This window comes from Butyricicoccus faecihominis, from assembly GCF_024462775.1.
Lineage (GTDB): Bacteria > Bacillota > Clostridia > Oscillospirales > Butyricicoccaceae > Agathobaculum > Agathobaculum faecihominis_A.
The window spans coordinates 48,313-64,871 of sequence record NZ_JANGCE010000009.1 but is presented as its reverse complement, the minus strand read 5'-3'; the positions used below and the strand labels follow the sequence as shown (position 1 = coordinate 64,871).

18 protein-coding genes are annotated in these 16,559 nt (G+C 57.7%); 10 read left to right on the top strand and 8 right to left on the bottom strand.

Annotated elements, in window-relative coordinates:
• Window positions 1-67: 67 nt before the first annotated feature.
• The 3 genes from NE562_RS06880 to NE562_RS06870 form a co-directional block, all read right to left on the bottom strand.
• On the bottom strand, window positions 68-1,474 hold the full coding sequence (locus NE562_RS06880; RefSeq protein ID WP_280961675.1) for a sodium-dependent transporter: 1,407 nt from the start codon (window positions 1,472-1,474) through the stop codon (window positions 68-70).
• A 147-nt stretch (window positions 1,475-1,621) separates the two neighbouring features.
• Window positions 1,622-3,265: a tryptophanase gene (locus NE562_RS06875; RefSeq protein WP_280961674.1), complete on the bottom strand. Its 1,644-nt coding sequence runs from the start codon at window positions 3,263-3,265 to the stop codon at window positions 1,622-1,624.
• A gap of 148 nt (window positions 3,266-3,413) precedes the next feature.
• Window positions 3,414-3,791 carry a RidA family protein gene (locus NE562_RS06870; RefSeq protein ID WP_280961673.1) on the bottom strand — a complete coding sequence of 126 codons (378 nt, stop codon included), beginning with the start codon at window positions 3,789-3,791 and terminating at the stop codon, window positions 3,414-3,416.
• 315 nt (window positions 3,792-4,106) lie between these two features.
• Between NE562_RS06870 and NE562_RS06865 the strand changes: the two genes are divergently transcribed.
• The 9 genes from NE562_RS06865 (at window position 4,107) to NE562_RS06825 (ending at window position 12,072) form a co-directional block, all read left to right on the top strand.
• Window positions 4,107-4,796: a helix-turn-helix transcriptional regulator gene (locus NE562_RS06865; RefSeq protein WP_280961672.1), complete on the top strand. Its 690-nt coding sequence runs from the start codon at window positions 4,107-4,109 to the stop codon at window positions 4,794-4,796.
• Between the two features lie 4 nt (window positions 4,797-4,800).
• On the top strand, window positions 4,801-5,571 hold the full coding sequence (locus NE562_RS06860; RefSeq protein WP_280961671.1) for a GNAT family N-acetyltransferase: 771 nt from the start codon (window positions 4,801-4,803) through the stop codon (window positions 5,569-5,571).
• 229 nt (window positions 5,572-5,800) lie between these two features.
• Complete coding sequence (locus NE562_RS06855; RefSeq protein WP_280961670.1) at window positions 5,801-6,838, top strand: threonine aldolase family protein; 1,038 nt, start codon at window positions 5,801-5,803, stop codon at window positions 6,836-6,838.
• 4 nt (window positions 6,839-6,842) lie between these two features.
• Window positions 6,843-7,493, top strand: a complete 651-nt coding sequence (locus tag NE562_RS06850) for a YczE/YyaS/YitT family protein (RefSeq protein ID WP_280961669.1) — start codon at window positions 6,843-6,845, stop codon at window positions 7,491-7,493.
• 150 nt (window positions 7,494-7,643) lie between these two features.
• Window positions 7,644-8,504, top strand: coding sequence for a GNAT family N-acetyltransferase (locus NE562_RS06845; protein ID WP_280961668.1), 861 nt, complete (start codon window positions 7,644-7,646; stop codon window positions 8,502-8,504).
• Window positions 8,497-9,831 carry an MATE family efflux transporter gene (locus NE562_RS06840; protein ID WP_280961667.1) on the top strand — a complete coding sequence of 445 codons (1,335 nt, stop codon included), beginning with the start codon at window positions 8,497-8,499 and terminating at the stop codon, window positions 9,829-9,831. The genes NE562_RS06845 and NE562_RS06840 overlap by 8 nt, the downstream gene beginning before the upstream one ends.
• 88 nt (window positions 9,832-9,919) lie before the next feature.
• Window positions 9,920-10,747 carry a helix-turn-helix domain-containing protein gene (locus NE562_RS06835; RefSeq protein ID WP_280961666.1) on the top strand — a complete coding sequence of 276 codons (828 nt, stop codon included), beginning with the start codon at window positions 9,920-9,922 and terminating at the stop codon, window positions 10,745-10,747.
• A 1-nt stretch (window position 10,748) separates the two neighbouring features.
• On the top strand, window positions 10,749-11,663 hold the full coding sequence (locus NE562_RS06830) for a DMT family transporter (protein WP_280961665.1): 915 nt from the start codon (window positions 10,749-10,751) through the stop codon (window positions 11,661-11,663).
• The gene (locus tag NE562_RS06825; RefSeq protein ID WP_280961664.1) at window positions 11,647-12,072 is read left to right on the top strand and encodes a DUF2000 domain-containing protein; all 426 of its coding nucleotides are present in this window, start codon (window positions 11,647-11,649) and stop codon (window positions 12,070-12,072) included. Before NE562_RS06830 ends, NE562_RS06825 begins: the two co-directional genes overlap by 17 nt.
• Window positions 12,073-12,116: 44 nt before the next feature.
• Here the strand turns inward: NE562_RS06825 and NE562_RS06820 are convergent, their stop codons facing one another.
• From NE562_RS06820 to NE562_RS06800, 5 genes are all read right to left on the bottom strand, one after another.
• Entirely contained in the window at window positions 12,117-12,941 is an 825-nt protein-coding gene (locus NE562_RS06820) for a zinc ribbon domain-containing protein (RefSeq protein WP_280961663.1), read from the bottom strand.
• Between the two features lie 79 nt (window positions 12,942-13,020).
• Complete coding sequence (locus NE562_RS06815) at window positions 13,021-13,689, bottom strand: putative ABC transporter permease (RefSeq protein WP_280961662.1); 669 nt, start codon at window positions 13,687-13,689, stop codon at window positions 13,021-13,023.
• Between the two features lie 84 nt (window positions 13,690-13,773).
• A complete protein-coding gene (locus tag NE562_RS06810) occupies window positions 13,774-14,586 on the bottom strand; it encodes a hypothetical protein (protein ID WP_280961661.1) in 813 nt (270 codons plus the stop codon).
• On the bottom strand, window positions 14,580-15,287 hold the full coding sequence (locus tag NE562_RS06805; protein WP_280961660.1) for an ABC transporter ATP-binding protein: 708 nt from the start codon (window positions 15,285-15,287) through the stop codon (window positions 14,580-14,582). Before NE562_RS06805 ends, NE562_RS06810 begins: the two co-directional genes overlap by 7 nt.
• Window positions 15,271-15,660: a GntR family transcriptional regulator gene (locus NE562_RS06800; RefSeq protein WP_280961659.1), complete on the bottom strand. Its 390-nt coding sequence runs from the start codon at window positions 15,658-15,660 to the stop codon at window positions 15,271-15,273. Before NE562_RS06800 ends, NE562_RS06805 begins: the two co-directional genes overlap by 17 nt.
• A 147-nt stretch (window positions 15,661-15,807) precedes the next feature.
• Between NE562_RS06800 and NE562_RS06795 the strand changes: the two genes are divergently transcribed.
• The gene (locus tag NE562_RS06795) at window positions 15,808-16,386 is read left to right on the top strand and encodes a hypothetical protein (protein WP_280961658.1); all 579 of its coding nucleotides are present in this window, start codon (window positions 15,808-15,810) and stop codon (window positions 16,384-16,386) included.
• Window positions 16,387-16,559 lie beyond the last annotated feature (173 nt).

The following is a 16,559-nucleotide window of genomic DNA, read 5'->3' as shown; positions in this document are numbered from 1 at the left end:
ATCGCCCGCAGTCTCCGATAGGCTGCGGGCGATGCGTGGGAAAGGGGGGATGGGATAGTTTTTTAGATCAGCCGATGCCGCCGTATTTTGCGCCCAAAATCAGCGCGAGCAGTGCAAGCGGCACATAGATGTACTTACCGAGCGGATAGAACCAACTGCCGATAGGCTTCTTCGCGCCCTCGTTGACAGAACCCAGCGCCGATTCTTTCTTGAGCACCCAGAAGAACATGATGCCGGCCAGCATTGCGCCCAGCGGGCAGATATAGATCGAAACGACGTCCATCCACTGCGAGGTCCAAGGCTGGATGCTGAGGGAAACGATCGCGCCGATGATACCGATCCCTCCAACCGCCGCCAGACGGTTGAACTTCAGCTTTTCCTGCAGGAAGGCGACCGGCGCCTCATACAGGTTGACGATGGACGACACGCCCGCGAACAGCACGCAGATAAAGAAGATCATGCCGATGATACGGCCGCCGGGCATCGCGTTAAAGACGTTGACCAGATAGACGAACATCAGGCCGGGGCCGCCGGATACTTTGCTGATATCCGCGCCTAGAACAGACGCCATGGCCGGGATGATAACGAAGGCCGCCAGCAGCGCCGCCAGCGTATCGAATACCGCGACGTTACGCGCGGAGTTCGGGATATCCTCTTTCTTACTCAGGTAAGAGCCATAGATGACCGAACCATTGCCCGCGACGGACAGCGAGAAGAACGCCTGACCGAACGCGAATACCCAAACCTGCGGATTGAGCAAACCGCCCGGGCTTAACGTAAAGATGTACTTATAGCCCTCGGACGAGCCGGGCAGCGTGGCGATATAAATGCCGAGCGCGAGGAACAGGAAGAACAAAACAGGCATCATAATCTTGTTGGCCTTCTCAATGCCGCCCGCAACGCCAAGCGCCATAATGGCCAGCGAAGCAACCAGACCAACGAGCTGCCAAACGCCGTTGCCGATTCCGAAGAAGCCGTTCGACGCCATCATGCCGATGGCCTCGCCCAAGTGCTCCGCTTCCGGCGCGGTCGCGCCGAACGCGCCGCCGATCGCGCCCATATCGGTGCCCAGACCGAACAAGCCGCCTGAAATGGACAAAAACGTATACTTGAATATCCAGCCTAAAACGACCGTGTAGCCGATGGCCAGCATCAGCGCGCCGATGATCGGGATCGCGCCGATCAGCTCGCCCGAACCCTTCTTGCCCGTGCGCTCCTCGGTGCACATGCCAAACGCGCCTACCGGGCCCGCCGCCGCGCGGCGGCCAAGGGCGAATTCCTCCATAACGCCGGAGGACGCGATCAGTACGACGAAAATAAAATACGGGATCAAGAATGTCAAACCGCCGAATTTCTGCACCATGATCGGGAAACGCCAGATATTGCCCATGCCTACTGCGGAGCCGATACAGGCCAGAATAAAGCCCCACTTGCTTTTAAAGCCGTCGCGGCTGGTAGTGGTCTCGTTACTCATATGTAGTCACACCCCTTTTTTCTCTTTCAAACCCGAAAAAAACGTCCGCGGAACTCTTTACTTTTCCGCGGACGTTTTCCAATCATTCTTCCTGCGCACTTTCCACGCGGCGCAGGTTACGCACAGATTGTTCCGTCTGCCGGTTGATTACTTTTCCTCGTTCGGGTAGGGCTCCAAAAATGCGTGGAAGTGACGCATCGGCAGGTTGTGGCCCCATACGATACGGATGTTCGGAATGCTCTCGCGGTCTTCGTACAGCGCCTTGACCGCGGCGATTACATAGTCCAAATGCTCCTTGGTCAAACGGCTGCGGTCGATCGCGAAGCGAACCACGTTGGCCAGCTCGGCCTGCTGCTCCGGCGTCTTGAGGTCATACTCCATGGAGTAGTCGCCCAATTCTGCGGTGCGGATACCGTAGCGGCGGATCAGCTCGATGCTGAAGCCCTGCCCGGCAAAGGTATCGTGGCCGCGCTTGCCGTCGAAGAACTCATCCATATTGATGTATACGGCGTGGCCGCCCGCGGGAATGACAACGCCCTTGACGCCGGCATTGTAGAAGCCCTCGGCCAAATAGTTGCACTGCTCCACGCGCTCACTCATGTAGTTATAGTCGCAGCTCTCGTACAGGCCGACAGCCAGCGCCATGATATCGCGGCCGGACATGCCGCCGTAGGAATCATTGCCGTAGCAGGAGATCTGCTTGACCTTGAGCAGAACGCCAACGTCGGTCTTGATCGAGCCGTCCTCGTTGAAGTCGGAGAATTTCTTCCAGAACAGGCCCTTGTCGCGGAAGGCCAGCATACCGCCCATGTTGGCGTGGCCGTCCTTCTTGGCGGACATGCTGAACGCGTCGCAGTAGGAGAACATCTCGGTCGCGATCTCGGCGATGGATTTATCGGCGTAGCCTTCTTCATTCATCTTGATGAAGTAGCAGTTTTCCGCCCAACGGGCAACGTCGAATACCAGCGGGATGTCGTACTTATGGGCAACGCGGTTGATCTCGCGGATGTTGGCCATGGAAACGGCCTGACCGCAGATGGGGTTGTTGGTGATGCAGGTGAAGATCAGAGGCACGTTCTCCGGGCCGCAGGTCTGGATCAGCTGTTCGAGCTTTTCGATATCCATGTTGCCCTTGAAGGGGTTCTTCTCGTACTTGCCGCCTTCGGGTACTTCGTACAGCAGTTCCTTGTTGTACAGGTTGCGCGGAATAGAGCCCATCTGCTTGATATTGCCTTCGGTGGTGTCAAAGTGGCCGTTGGACGGGATGGTGAACACCTTGCCTGGATAGCGCTGGGCGAGGATCTTCTTGACGATCTCCATCAGAACGGATTCCGCCGCGCGGCCCTGCTGAATGATGAAAGCGTTGGGGCGTTCCATCTGCGCGGCGCCGCCGTTGAACAGGCCGCCTTCGTACTCGCAGAGATAAACCTCATCCATCATCTTTTCCACATCGCGGCAATCGGTGCGGACCAAATCGATGATCTTCTTCCAGTTCTTCTCGCCGCCGCGCTCGAAGATGTCGCGGAAGGTGTCCAGCAGTACATAATAGCCGGTGTTGCGGCCATAGGCCTCGTCGCCTAAAAACAGCGACGCCCACTGCTGGTTGGTCATGGCGGTGGTGCCGGAATCGGACAGCATATCGATAGTCAGCATCCCGGAGGGGAAGGCAAACTCATTATAATGGGTGGCTTTCAGTGCGCGCTCGCGCTGCTCGACCGTGACGTCGGGAAGGTCGCGGACCGCAAATGTAAAATGGTGCGGGGCGGGAACGCTCAACGGATACTCTTTCATACTATGTTACCTCCATATTTGGCGCTTTTGCGCCTTCATTAATTTGGAGATACCCCGGTCATCGGTCGCCGGTTTTTGACTTCCGGCTGATGCGACTGGCGGACAGTACCTTTGACTAAGGAAAACCGGCTGGGGCCACCGCCCCGTCTTACAGAGCCACGATCGCTTCGATCTCTACCAGCGCGTCCTTCGGCAGACGCGCTACCTCGACCGCCGAGCGGGCCGGGAAACCGCCCTCGCCGAAGAAGGTGGCGTACACCTCGTTCATAGCGGCAAAATTGTTCATGTCGCTAAGAAAAACCGTGGTTTTTATCACACGGTCCATGCCGACGCCCGCTTCAGCCAATATGGCCTTTACGTTCATGAGCGACTGATGGGTCTGCTCCGCGATACCCTCCGGAAAAGCTCCGGTTTTGGGGTCGATCGGCAGCTGGCCCGAGGTGATCAGCAGGCCTGCCGTGGAAACTGCCTGCGAGTACGGGCCGATCGCCGCCGGCGCTCGATCCGTAGCAATTACATTTTTCATTCGTTCCCGCCTCCCTTTCTCTGTGCAACTAATTTATCACCAAAATAAACTTTTGTCAATGCCATTTTGTGCATTTTGTATTATTTATCAGAATCACGCTTTTCTTTTATGGAAATTATCCATAACCATTGTCATTTTGATGAGAATTTATCCCTCATTATTGTAATAATTTATTTTATTCTCTTTTGACAAAGCCGATTGCGGTACGCTATAATGAAAGTAAGAGAAAAACGGGTGCTATATATGCGCCTGTTTTTTGCATAGCATTGTTTCTTTATAAATTTTTCTTATGATAACAGAAACGAGGTGGATCCTATGGCAACCCCATTGCTGCAACATTATGTTAAGCTGACCGAATTTCTCGGCGAGGCGCTCGGCCCGGACTACGAGATCGCTCTACACGATTTGACCGACCGAAACCGTTCGATCATTGCGATCGCCAACAGCCATGTCAGCGGCCGGCAGGTCGGCGCGCCGCTCACCAATGTCGCGCTGCAGATCCTGATGGATAAAACCTACGAATCCTCCGATTATCTGCTGCACTACCGCGGCGTATCGGCAAACGGCAAAATGCTCCGCTCCTCCACGCTGTTCATCAAACAGGGCGCGCGGCTGATCGGCATGCTGTGCATTAATTTTGACGACAGCCGCTACCAGTCCGTGAGCGACGACATCCTGCGGCTGTGCCACCCGGACGCTTTTATTGACGAAAACCTGCAGCTGCGGCAGACCGCTACCGAAAAACCGCGCCACATCACCCCGCCGACCGAGATTTTCCACAACACGATCGACGCGGTCGCGGCGGACGCGGTCGGGCGCGAGCTTGACGCGCTCGGCGTCACGGCGGAGCGCGCCACGGCGGATGAACGCGTGCAAATCATTGCCGCGCTCGAAGCCAGCGGCATTTTCCTGCTCAAGGGCGCCGTCAAGGACGTGGCGGACGCGCTGCACTGCTCGCAGGCCAGCGTGTACCGGTACTTATCCCAAGTGAAAAAGGAGGAGTGACGCCATGCTGCTGCCGCTCACCGTTTCCGAGATCCCTGCCTTTACGGCCGCGTGTGGGCATGAGCATGTGTTCGGCTCCAAAGCGCTAACCGCGCTGCGCGCCTACGGCCTCGGCGACCCGCGCGCCCGGTTCTACGTCTGCATCAAAGGGCGCGAGCCCGCCGCCGCGCTGTACCAAGCGGGCAGCGTTCTGGTCATTTCCTCCGACGAACGGGCCGACAGCGAAGTGATCGCCGACCTTGTCCGCCGGGAGCAAATCACCGAAGTGGACACCAACTGGACGCAATGTCAGGATTTGCAGAGACTGCTCGGCGGAACGACGGAAAGCTCCTACTACATGGTATACCGCGGCCCGCTTTCGCATGCGGAATTTCCCGATATCGTACCCGGCGACAAAGCCAAGGTGTTCGACGTTTTGGGGCGCAGCCATGAATATTACCGCACGCATTTCGAGTATGATTCTTGGGCGGGCGACATCGCTCAGAAGCAGGGACGCGGCCTGCTGGAGCTGTACCAGCTGGAGCGGGACGGCAAAGCCGTCGGCACGGGCTGCATCGTATCGGAGGACGACGAATGCGGCGTGCTCGCGGCGATCGCCGTTGTGCCCGAATACCGCCATCAGGGGCTGGGCTCCTATATCAGCCGCTTTTTGACGCAGCGCATCCTGCAAAAGGGCAAGACCCCCCGGCTAATCGCGGGATATGACGAAGTAGCGGAGCTATACCGCCGCATCGGCTTCGCCCCTTGCGGACGGTGGGGAGAACTGTACCTCTAAGGGGGATCCTCGTCTAAGGTGGACTCCGTCCCCCTTAGATACGAAAAAAGTTCCCTTGAAATTTTTTTCGATATCCCCCTCGCCTTTGCACGGCAAAGGCGGCTTTGGACACGTGTCCAAAGCCAGTGGGATAAAACCGAGGCAGAGCCCCGGTTTTATAAAGCATTTCATACCGGCGCCGCGGCGCGTTGCGCCGAACGCGGGATCGTTTTTTGAGAGGGTGTTCTTCATGAGGGAGATTGATTTAAGAAGCGACACGGTGACGCTGCCGACGCAGTCGATGCGGGACGCGATGGTTCACGCGGCCGTTGGAGACGATGTGTTCGACGACGACCCCACCGTAAAGGAGCTGGAGGAATACGCCGCCGGACTGTTCGGCAAGGAAGCCGCGCTGTTCGTCACCTCGGGCACGCAGGGCAACGCCTGCGCCCTGATGGCGCAGACCCGGCGGGGCGACTGCGTGGTGCTCGCCCCCACTTCGCATATCGCCGCGCACGAAGCCGGCTCTTACGCCCAGCTTGCCGGGGTTTCCCCGCGCTTTCCTGAAAGCGCGAACGGCGTTATGGACCCCGCTTCGCTCCGCGCGTGCCTGACGGACGACAGCGACCTGCAAATCGCCCGCGCCGGGCTGGTCGTGCTGGAAAACGCGCACTCCACCGGCACGGTCGTGCCGCTGGACAACATGCGCGCCGTATATGAAACCGCAAACGAAAAGGGCGTGCCCGTTCACCTAGACGGCGCGCGCCTGTACAACGCGGCGGCCTACCTTGGCATAACCGACGCGCGCGAGCTGACGCGGTACTGCGATACCGTGATGTGCTGCCTGTCCAAGGGGCTGTGCGCCCCGGTCGGCTCTATCCTCGCCGGGCCGCGCGAAACGATCTTGCGCGCCAAAAAGGTGCGCAAGCTGCTTGGCGGCGGGATGCGGCAGGCGGGCTTTCTCGCGGCGGCCGGCAAGCTGGCGCTCAGCGAAATGGCCCACCGCCTGCACGAGGACCACGAAAACGCCCATTACCTCGGCGAGCTGCTTGCCGCCATCCCCGGCGTTTCGGTGTTCCACGAACGCATCCAGACCGATATGGTCTTTTTCTCCGCCGATTGGAATGCGGAGAAAGCCGCGCGCTACCCCGCTTTCATGCTTTCCCAAAACATCAAGGTGACCGGCCTGATGGACGGCGAATACCGTATGGTCACGCACTACGGCGTTACCGCGGAGGATATCGGCGCCGTTGCCGCCGCCGTGCGCGCGTTCGCATCGGAGGGGTGACCGCATGGAACAGCACCACTACATCCGCCGCCTAGGCGTGCTCACGCTGGGCCTGCTGGTCAGCGCGGTCGGCATCGTGATGATGCTGCAGGCGAACGTCGGCTTGGAGCCGTGGAGCGTCTTGCAGCAGGGCCTCGCAGAATCGATCCACATCACCTACGGCACGGCTTCGGTGATCGTCGGCGCGGTCGCGATCGGCATCGCGGTGCTGTGCGGGGAAAGCTTCGGCTTTGGCACGGTTATCAACATTGTTTTATGCGCGATTTTTATCGACAGCCTGCTCGCCCTCGGCTGGATCCCTGCGATGCACAGCCTGTGGTCCGGTATTCTCATGCTGCTTGGCGGGCTGGAACTGCTCGCTTTCGGCACCTATTTGTATATGCAGTCCGCGCTCGGCTCCGGTCCGCGCGACGCGCTGATGGTGGCGCTCGCCCGCAAGACGGGGCGCTCGGTCGGTCTGTGCCGCGCCTCGGTCGAGGTGATCGTAATCCTTTCCGGCTGGCTGCTCGGCGGTCAGGTCGGTATCGGCACGGTGATCGCCGCGTTAGGGCTGGGCTCGCTATTCAACCTAAATTTTCACTATCTGCATTTTAACGCGGCCGAGCTGCATCAGGAAAACGTGGCGGAAACGCTGCGCAACCTGCAAAAAAAATGACCGTTACCTCCCTGCCTGCTGCCCTTCATTTGCTTTGGCAAATGGGGGGCAGCATTGATTTTCGGGCACCATATCCAGATACAGAAGAGCAAGAAACATGAAAACCGCCGATTTCCGCTTTGCTATAATCGAAAGAAAGGAGGGAAACCCATGCTTCATCATATTGAAAATGTTGCCGCCGCCATCCAGTTCATCGAAACGCACCTAACCGAAAAGCTGGATCTGGAAGGCGTCGCGGCGGCCGTACACTATTCCAAATACCACCTGCACCGCATATTCGTCTCCACGGTCGGCATGACGATCCACGACTATGCACAGCGCCGCAGACTGACCGAGGCCGCCAAGCTTCTGGTATTCTCGGATCGCCCGATCATCGAGATCGCGCTGCTCGCGGGCTATGAAAGCCAACAGGCCTTCACGGACACCTTTCGGGCCATGTATAAAAAGGCGCCGGGCCAGTTTCGGGACGAGGGAGAGTTTTATCCGTTGCAGCTTCGATACGAACTGCACGCCTCGCCCACGCCGGTCAAGGGCGAGATCGATTGGCGACGCGATATCGTGCCCGCCGCGGAGCGCGACATCCCCGCTTGGATGGCGCTGGTGCGCATGGTCGTGGACGGCTTTCCGCATTTGAACGAAGCGGAATATTTGCGGACGCTGCACCGGCGGATCCAAGAAAAGCGGGCGCTGATCATGAAGGACGGCGAGGTCGCGATCGGCATTTTAGCCTTTTGCCCGGAAATGGGCAGCATCGACTTTTTCGGCATACACCCCCAGTACCGAGATCGCGGCATAGCCCAAGCGTTCGTGCGGCGGGTACTGGACGAGCTGACCGAGCAAACGCCCGTCAGCATCACGACCTTCCGCGAGGGCGATAAAGCCGATCCCGGCCACCGCGCGGTCATCAAGAGCCTCGGCTTTGCCGAGGCCGAGCTTTTGACCGAGTTCGGCTATCCGACGCAGCGCTTTATTCTGCGCAATAAGCAAACGGAGGGCGACGGCGATGTGTAAACCGGAAAACGCCCTTGCGCGTGATTTTGATCTGTTTTCCCTGCTGCGCTTTGCCGCGCCCACCATCGTGACCATGCTGTTCATGGGCCTTTATACGATCACCGACACGATATTCGTCGCGCGGTTCGCCGGGACGGACGCGCTGTCCGCGCTCAATATCGTATGCCCCATGATCAATCTGATCGTCGGGTTGGGCGCCATGCTGTCCACCGGCAGCAGCGCGGTCATCGCCCGGCAAATGGGCGCGGGCGCGCACACAAAGGCGCGGCAGAATTTTACGCTGGTCGTGCTGACCGGCGCGGCGCTCGGCGTGCTCGTCGCCCTGTTGGGCACGGTATTCGCCGACCGCATCATTTACGCGCTCGGCGCGAGCGAACGGCTGGTTCCCTATTGCCGGGCGTACCTCGTTCCCCTGCTGCTCTTCACTCCGGCCAGCATGCTGCAGGTGCTTTTTCAAAGCCTGATCGTGGCGGCCGGCCGCCCCGGCCTCGGCATGGCGTTGTCCACCGCAGCGGGCGTAATCAATATCGCGCTCGACTATTGTTTCATGGCGCCGCTGGGTCTGGGCATCACCGGCGCGGCGCTCGGCACCGGCGCGGGGTATCTGGTGTCCGCCGCGGCCGGGCTCTTATTCTTCCTTGGCAGCAGGGGGCCGCTTCGGTTTTGCCGCCCCAAATGGGATTTTCGCATGCTGGCGCAAAGCTGCCTGAACGGTTCGTCCGAGCTTGTCAGCCAGCTTGCGGCGGCTGTTACCACCTTCCTCTTCAACGCCGTCATGATGCGGCTGCTGGGCGAAGCGGGCGTTGCCGCGATCACCATCCTGATCTATACGCAGTTTTTACTGACCACGTTTTTTATCGGCTTTTCCATGGGTGTGGCCCCGGTCGTCAGCTACCAATACGGTATGGGCGATCATACCCGTTTAAGGCAGCTGTTTCGGGTCTGCCTTACGGTTATCAGCGCGGCGTCGCTGCTTATTTTTTTGCTTTCTTTTGTTTTTGGCGCGCCCTTGGTCGGTATTTTCGCGCCGCCCGGCACCGCAGTCTACCAGATCGCGCGCCATGGTTTTTTCATTTTTCCCTTCAGCTTTCTCTTTTGCGGGATCAATATTTTTGCTTCGGCGTTTTTTACCGCGCTGTCAAACGGCAAGATATCCGCCGGCATCTCCTTTCTCCGCACCTTTTGCCTGCTGCCGTTGGGGATTTTAACGCTGCCTCTGTTTTTTCAGGCGACCGGGGTATGGCTGGCCGTGCCGCTGGCCGAGTTGACGGCGCTGTTCGTTTCCTGCCTATGCCTGCGCCGTTACCGCGCGGTGTACCATTACTAATTTTTTCTTTGCCATAAAATGAAGATATTGTACAAGCCTTTTTACCCTTCAGGGTGGTACAATAGGAAACGGCAAGGAGGAAACACCCATGAAAAAAGAAACGCGCACCGTGGTGTACGATGAGGAGCTGCGGATCGAAGCCTACCGGCTGGAAGGCATTGTGCAATGCTTCCCCAACCATTTTCACGAATATTTCGTGGTGGGCCTGATCGAGGGCGGCCAGCGCCACCTGTGCTGTAAAAATAAGGAGTACAATCTAGAGCGGGGCCATCTTGTCCTTTTCAATCCCGGCGACAACCACGCCTGCTCCCCGATCGGCGACAGTCTGCTGGATTACCGGGCGCTCAATATTCCAACCGATGTGATGCTGGAATTGGCGGAAGAGGTGACGGGCAAGCGCGAGCTGCCCGGTTTTTCCGAAACCATTGTGATCGACGAGGAGATCGCGTGTTGCCTGCACCCGCTGCACGAAATGATCATGAACGGCTCGCGCGAATTTTCCAAGGAAGAAGAGCTGCTTTTTCTGCTTTCCCTGCTGATACAGAAATACGGTGGGCCGTTCGCGAGCTGCATCCCCGAATGCCGCGAGGAGATCGAGCGGGCCTGCGCTTTTCTGTCCGCGCACTACGCCGAGCGCATATCGCTCGACCAAATCTGCGATTGCGCCGGGCTGAGCCGGTCGACGCTGCTGCGCGCCTTTACCAAATCCAAGGGCGTGACGCCCTACCGCTATTTGGAAACCGTGCGCGTGGGCGAGGCGAAAAAGCTGCTGGAAAAGGGGCTTTCGCCGCTTGAAGCCGCGATGCAAACCGGCTTTTCCGACCAAAGCCATTTTACAAGCTATTTCAGCCGCTTTATCGGGCTGACGCCCGCCGCTTACCGGGATATCTTCAAAGAACAGACGGGGGGCAAATAATATGGAACGCCAAGGCACGTTGGGCCATCTCGCCGCCCTCGTCACGATCTTGATCTGGGGCACGACCTTTATCTCCACCAAGCTTTTACTGACCGTGTTCCAGCCGGTGGAAATTTTGTTTTTCCGCTTTTTGATCGGCTTTTTCGCACTGCTGCTCATCTGTCCGCGCCGCCTGACCGGCACAGACCGCCGGCAGGAGCTCACCTTTGCCGCCGCCGGTCTGTGCGGCATCTGCCTGTATTACTTGCTCGAAAACATCGCGCTGACCTATACGTTCGCTTCCAATGTGGGCGTGATGATCTCGATCTCGCCGTTTTTCACCGCCATGCTCAGCCATTTCGTCATCAAGGACGGCGAAAAGCTGCGGGGGCAGTTCTTCATCGGCTTTGCCGTCGCTATGACCGGCATCTGCCTGATCAGCTTCAGCGGCGCGCGGCTGGAACTCAACCCCATCGGCGATCTGCTGGCGGTACTGGCGGCTTTTGTCTGGGCCTGCTACGCGGTGCTGACCAAGCGGATCAGCTCCTTTGGCCAGCCCATCCTGCTCACGACCCGGCGGGTGTTCTTATACGGCATGCTCTTCATGCTGCCCACCCTGTTCTTTTTTGACTTTCAGTGGGGCTTCGCGCGCTTTGCCGATCCGAAAAACCTATTCCAGATCCTGTTTTTGGGTCTGGGCGCGTCCGCTCTGTGCTTTGTCACTTGGAACTTCGCGGTACAGGTGCTGGGCGCGATCAAGACCAGCCTGTATATTTACATGGTGCCCGTGATCACCGCCGTCGCCTCCGTGCTCGTTCTGCACGAAAGGGTCACCCCGCTCGCCTGCGTGGGCATTGTTTTGACACTGACGGGCCTGCTTCTCTCGGAGCGCCGAACAACTGCAAAGGAAGGGAAAACAAATGGACTACCAGAATGAAAAATGCGTGATGGTGATCGATGAGAATCTGCCGCTCGGCCTGATCGCGAACACCGCGGCGATTTTGGGCATCACCTTGGGCAAGAAAATACCCGAAGCCGTCGGGGCCGACGTGACCGACGGCACGGGCAGCGAGCACCTCGGCATCGTCGCGCTCCCCGTGCCTATTCTAAAAAGCAACGCGGAACAGATCAAGTCGATCCGCCAGCGGCTTTACGAGCCCGATTTCGCCGATTTGACCACGGTGGATTTCTCCGATGTGGCGCAGGGCTGCAATACCTACGACATATTTATTGATAAAATGAAAGCGGCGAGCGAAAACGATCTAACCTACCTTGGCGTCGCCATTTGCGGCGCCAAGAAAAAGGTGAACAAGCTTACCGGCAGCCTACCCCTGCTGCGCGACTAACTGCATAAAAAAAGCTGCTCAAAATCCTTTGAGCAGCTTTTACTTTATCCTTTTTGTATCGATTGCAGCGGCAGGAATTGGTTGCCGCCGAAAAACACACCGGCGTCGCCGTAGGCGTCGTCCAGCACGATCGATCCGTCTGTTTGCGACACGTAGACAAGCATCCACATTTCGCCTTGCTCGATATGCGCCGCGATGGTTTCAGGCTGCGTGCCGCCTACATCGCCGGCTTCCTCAAAATCCAAACACAGCGTATAGCTATCATACTGATCCGGCGTGTAGATATCCTGATACAGTTCTTGCTCGGGCGGGTTATAGACGCACCATGCCCAGCCGGACTCGTCATAGCGCCAGCCATCGCCCTCAAAAGCAAAAATATAATTATCCTCATCATCAAGCATCAGGATAAAATCGCCCAATCCCGTGTCCACCGCCTGATATTCGCCTAGCACCTCCGCCGGTACAACGCGATTGGCTTCGTAATCATAATAGTCCGATTCCGGCTCGGGTTCCGGGGTGCCTCCTTGCGCGCTCCAGCCGACTTGCTCGACGGCCTGCCGCATTTCCTGTAAAACTTCCGGTATCACGGAAAGCAGCATGCCCAGCACGATCACCACCACGATGACCAGCACGTTTTTGGAAGAGTTTTTTCTCTGCCCCGCGCCGGACGACGCGGAACGCGCGGGCTGCTTGCTTGTATATTTTTGCGTAAAGGTGCGATGGGTGCAGGAGCCGTCCGTGTGATCCGTATGTCCATACTCGGTGTAATGCGGCATATACCGCTTTTTACCCGCGCCGGCCGGTGTGCCGCACATAGGACATACGCGATCCTCATCGTCGAAATTAACGCCGCAGTTATTGCATTTCATAAAAAGCGCGCCCCCTTTCTCTCACAGTTATCATACCAGAGAAAAAGGGGGCGCGCAAGCCTTTCGGCTCAAACGAAATTTATTGGTGCGGGTATACGACCGTAAGCGCCATTAGGTTCAGCTGCGACACTTCGGTAGGGTCCACCTGCACAAAGGCCTGACCCGGGCCGTCGTCTGTGATGCCCTTGCCCGTGTTCGGGGAAATGGTGGAATACACAAAATCCGCGGCAAACAGCAGGATCAGAGCGGCGCACAGAACGCGCCTTGCCGTTTGCGGCAAGCTGCCCAGCCGGTTCGCGATGGCAGGCGCCGCGATATAAAGCGCGATGCAGCAGCCGATGCCGAAGCCCACCGTCGTTTCCAGACAGACGCGGCCGTCGATGTTGAAGGTGTAGGCGCTGTAATCCCACCAGCGCAGTCCGTACACCGCTTCCAGATAAACGCTTGCGATAAACTCGATGGCGGCGCACAGGGCGGACGAAGCGAAGAACACCGCGACGGGGCGGTCGGCCAGCCGCCGCAAAAGCGCCGTCACGATAGCGCCGCCCACACCGTAGATCGGCAGCCACGGGCCTAGCATTGTCCCGCGGTTGACAAGCTCGCCGTCAAACATGATGTGCAGGAAAACCTCCCACACCCAGCCGATCATCGCAAAGGCGAAGAACAGCATGGCAAGCTCGTAGGCGTTGTAGCGCCGCGCCGCGCGCGCGGTGTGTCTTTTCAGCGTTTGTGTGATAACGGCTGTCATGCGGTTCCCCTCCCTTCCATGGTCTTATCATACCGTGAAATTCTTTCGCCGGACGTGGTATATTTCTTAAGAAATCCGTATTATTTATTCAAGATTTAATTTATTTTTCAGCACATAGCGCGTACCGAGGAAAAAGATCGCCCCGGGAATCGCCGCGCCAAGGCACAGTACCAGCAGGCCCACATGGATAGCGACCGCCTCTGGGATATGATTGACCCAGCGGAACATTGCTTCAAAGACGTTCTGGCCGCCCGTGGTGAAGAAGATCATGCTGAACAGGAACTGCATCACCGTGGTGAGCACAAAGTACCAGACGATGGCCATGGCCACGCGGTGTTTTTTCGCCAGATGGCCGAGCGCGATGCACAGATAGATAAACAGCAGGCCGGCCAAGCTGAACAGTACGACCAGCAGGATGGCTTCGATCATATAGAACACACTGTTTGCCGCGCCGTACTCCGATCGGGCGAACATATGGAAAATTTCGGAGATAAACTGCGCGATATCGCGCGGCAGCCTGCTGTTTGCCGACAGGATCACCACGCTGAGCACAGAAGCGACGCAGCTTAAAAAGCTCATCACAAGCGCGATGATGGACTTGGCCCAGATGTGCTGGGTCACGGTGACCGGCAGGGTGAACATCAGATAACCCTCGTCGCCGAGCAGGCTTTTGTAAAAGCGCTGGATGAGGATGACTGTCGTGACGACGAACACCGCCACCATAACGCCGAAGTAGGCCATGGCGGCCAGCACCTCGGGCATGCCGCCCAAAAAGCGGCCCATGTCTAAAGCGGAAAATACGCGGTTGATCAGCGCCACTACCAGCAGCGCGCCGTACACCGGCAGGCAGGCGCGCGCGCACGCCTTCCACTCGTACCCTATCAGTTTCCTTAGCATGCGAACACCTCCCTGAACAGCATATCGACGGATTTTCCGTGCTCCTCGCGAATGGTATCCACGCTCTCATGCAGCGTCAGCACACCGTTTTTCAGGAAGATCACCTCGTCGAGCACGCGCTCGATATCGGCGATCAAATGCGTGGACAGCAGCACGGTCGCGTCCTCGCTGTAATTGGAAAGAATTGTGTTGAGAATATAGTCTCGCGCGGCCGGGTCAACGCCGCCGATCGGTTCGTCGAGCAGATAAAGCTGCGCCTTGCGGCTCATGACCAATATGAGCTGTACCTTTTCCTTGGTGCCCTTGCTCATCGTTTTCAGCCGGTCGAACGGGCTGATCTGCAAAGCCTTAAGCATATCGTTGGCCTTTACCTTGTCAAAATCCTTATAGAAGTTGCCGATAAAGTCCAGCAGATCGCAAACCTTCATCCAGTCGTTCAGATAGGGCCGGTCGGGCAGGTAGCTCACCACGCTGTGGGTGTGTACGCCGGGCGCGTGTCCATCGATCGTGACCGTTCCGCTCGTCGGCTGCAGCAGACCGTTGAGCAGCTTGATCGCCGTGGTCTTGCCCGAGCCGTTCGGGCCGAGCAGGCCGATAAAGCGGCCGCGCTCCAAATTCAAATTCAGGTTGTCGAGTGCGCGCACTGTGCCAAATACCTTGGTCAGCCCTTGGCAAACGACAAGATCATTTGTTTTCTCCATGCTTCTCCCCCTCCTTGATGCTGCTCTTATCCAGCAGCGCTATGATTTGTTCCTTGGTAAACCCCAGTTGATTCATGCCGGATAGAAACTCCGCGATGCGGTCGGCCGCTATCCGTTCGCGTACCGAATCGATCATTTTCTTATCCTCCGTAACGTATCGTCCGCTTGTTCGGTTGGTATACAGCAGGCCTTCCCGCTCTAAATCTGCCAGCGCGCGCTGCATTGTGTTTGGGTTCACGCCCGCTTCCGCCGCAAGCTCGCGCACCGGCGGCACTTTGTCGCCCGCCCCAAGTACTCCGCTTACGATCTGCTCGGTCAGCTGTTCCATCAGCTGCTGATAGATCGGCCGGTCGCCCCTCAGTTGCCATTGCATAGCCGTGCTCCTCTCTGTACTTCTGTACTATGATGGTAATACAATAATACATTCGCACACACTTGTCAAGAGGTTTCCCAAAAATAATTTAATTTTTCTTATTTCCATGTTATACTATAGGAAGATTAAAGGAGGCAAATAAACCCTATGAAAATCTATACGAGCCTGCGCGCCATCTGGATCGCCCTGTTGATCTCGGCGCTGGCAGGGCTGACCGGGCTGACCGATTCTTTTGCCGTAAACGTCGCCGGCAGCCTGCTTTCCCTCGCGGCTTACGCCATCATGGTGCTTCATCTCAAGCGCCTTGCGGACGAATCCGTGCGCTTTGGCCGCGCCTTTGCGTATCAGATCATCACGGTCGTGCTGCTTGCCCTTTCGATCGTCTGCTCGCTGCTGATGCAGCGTCAGATCGCGGTCGACACGCTTTCCATCTTCGCGCTGCTGCTGATCATGACCGGGGGCATCTTCAACCTGCTCAGCGAATTCAATTTGTTTTGGGCGCTGGATGAGCGCATCATCCCGCAGGGCTACGCCTTTCCCGCGCGCCGGATTCGCTGGTGCTTCTACGCGCCGCTGCTTTGCTCGGTCGTCGCGGCGACCTTTCAGATGATGGAGCAGTACATGCTGAGCATCGCGGCGCAGTATGTGGGCTATATCATCATGCTCGCGCTGTTTTGGCTGTATCTTCGCGCGGTAAAGGCCCGTGAGGACGATCCCCTCACATAAACACAAATAAAACGCGGCCCGTATGGAACCCATTCCATGCGGGCCGCGTTTTCTTCAGTTATCCGCCGCGAGCAAGCTTAAAACACCCGCCCGGTCAAACTGTTCGGGCAGCGGTATCCGAACGCCATCGGCGTGATGGCAATGGCTATCACGCCGTCGCTGAATTCCTTAAC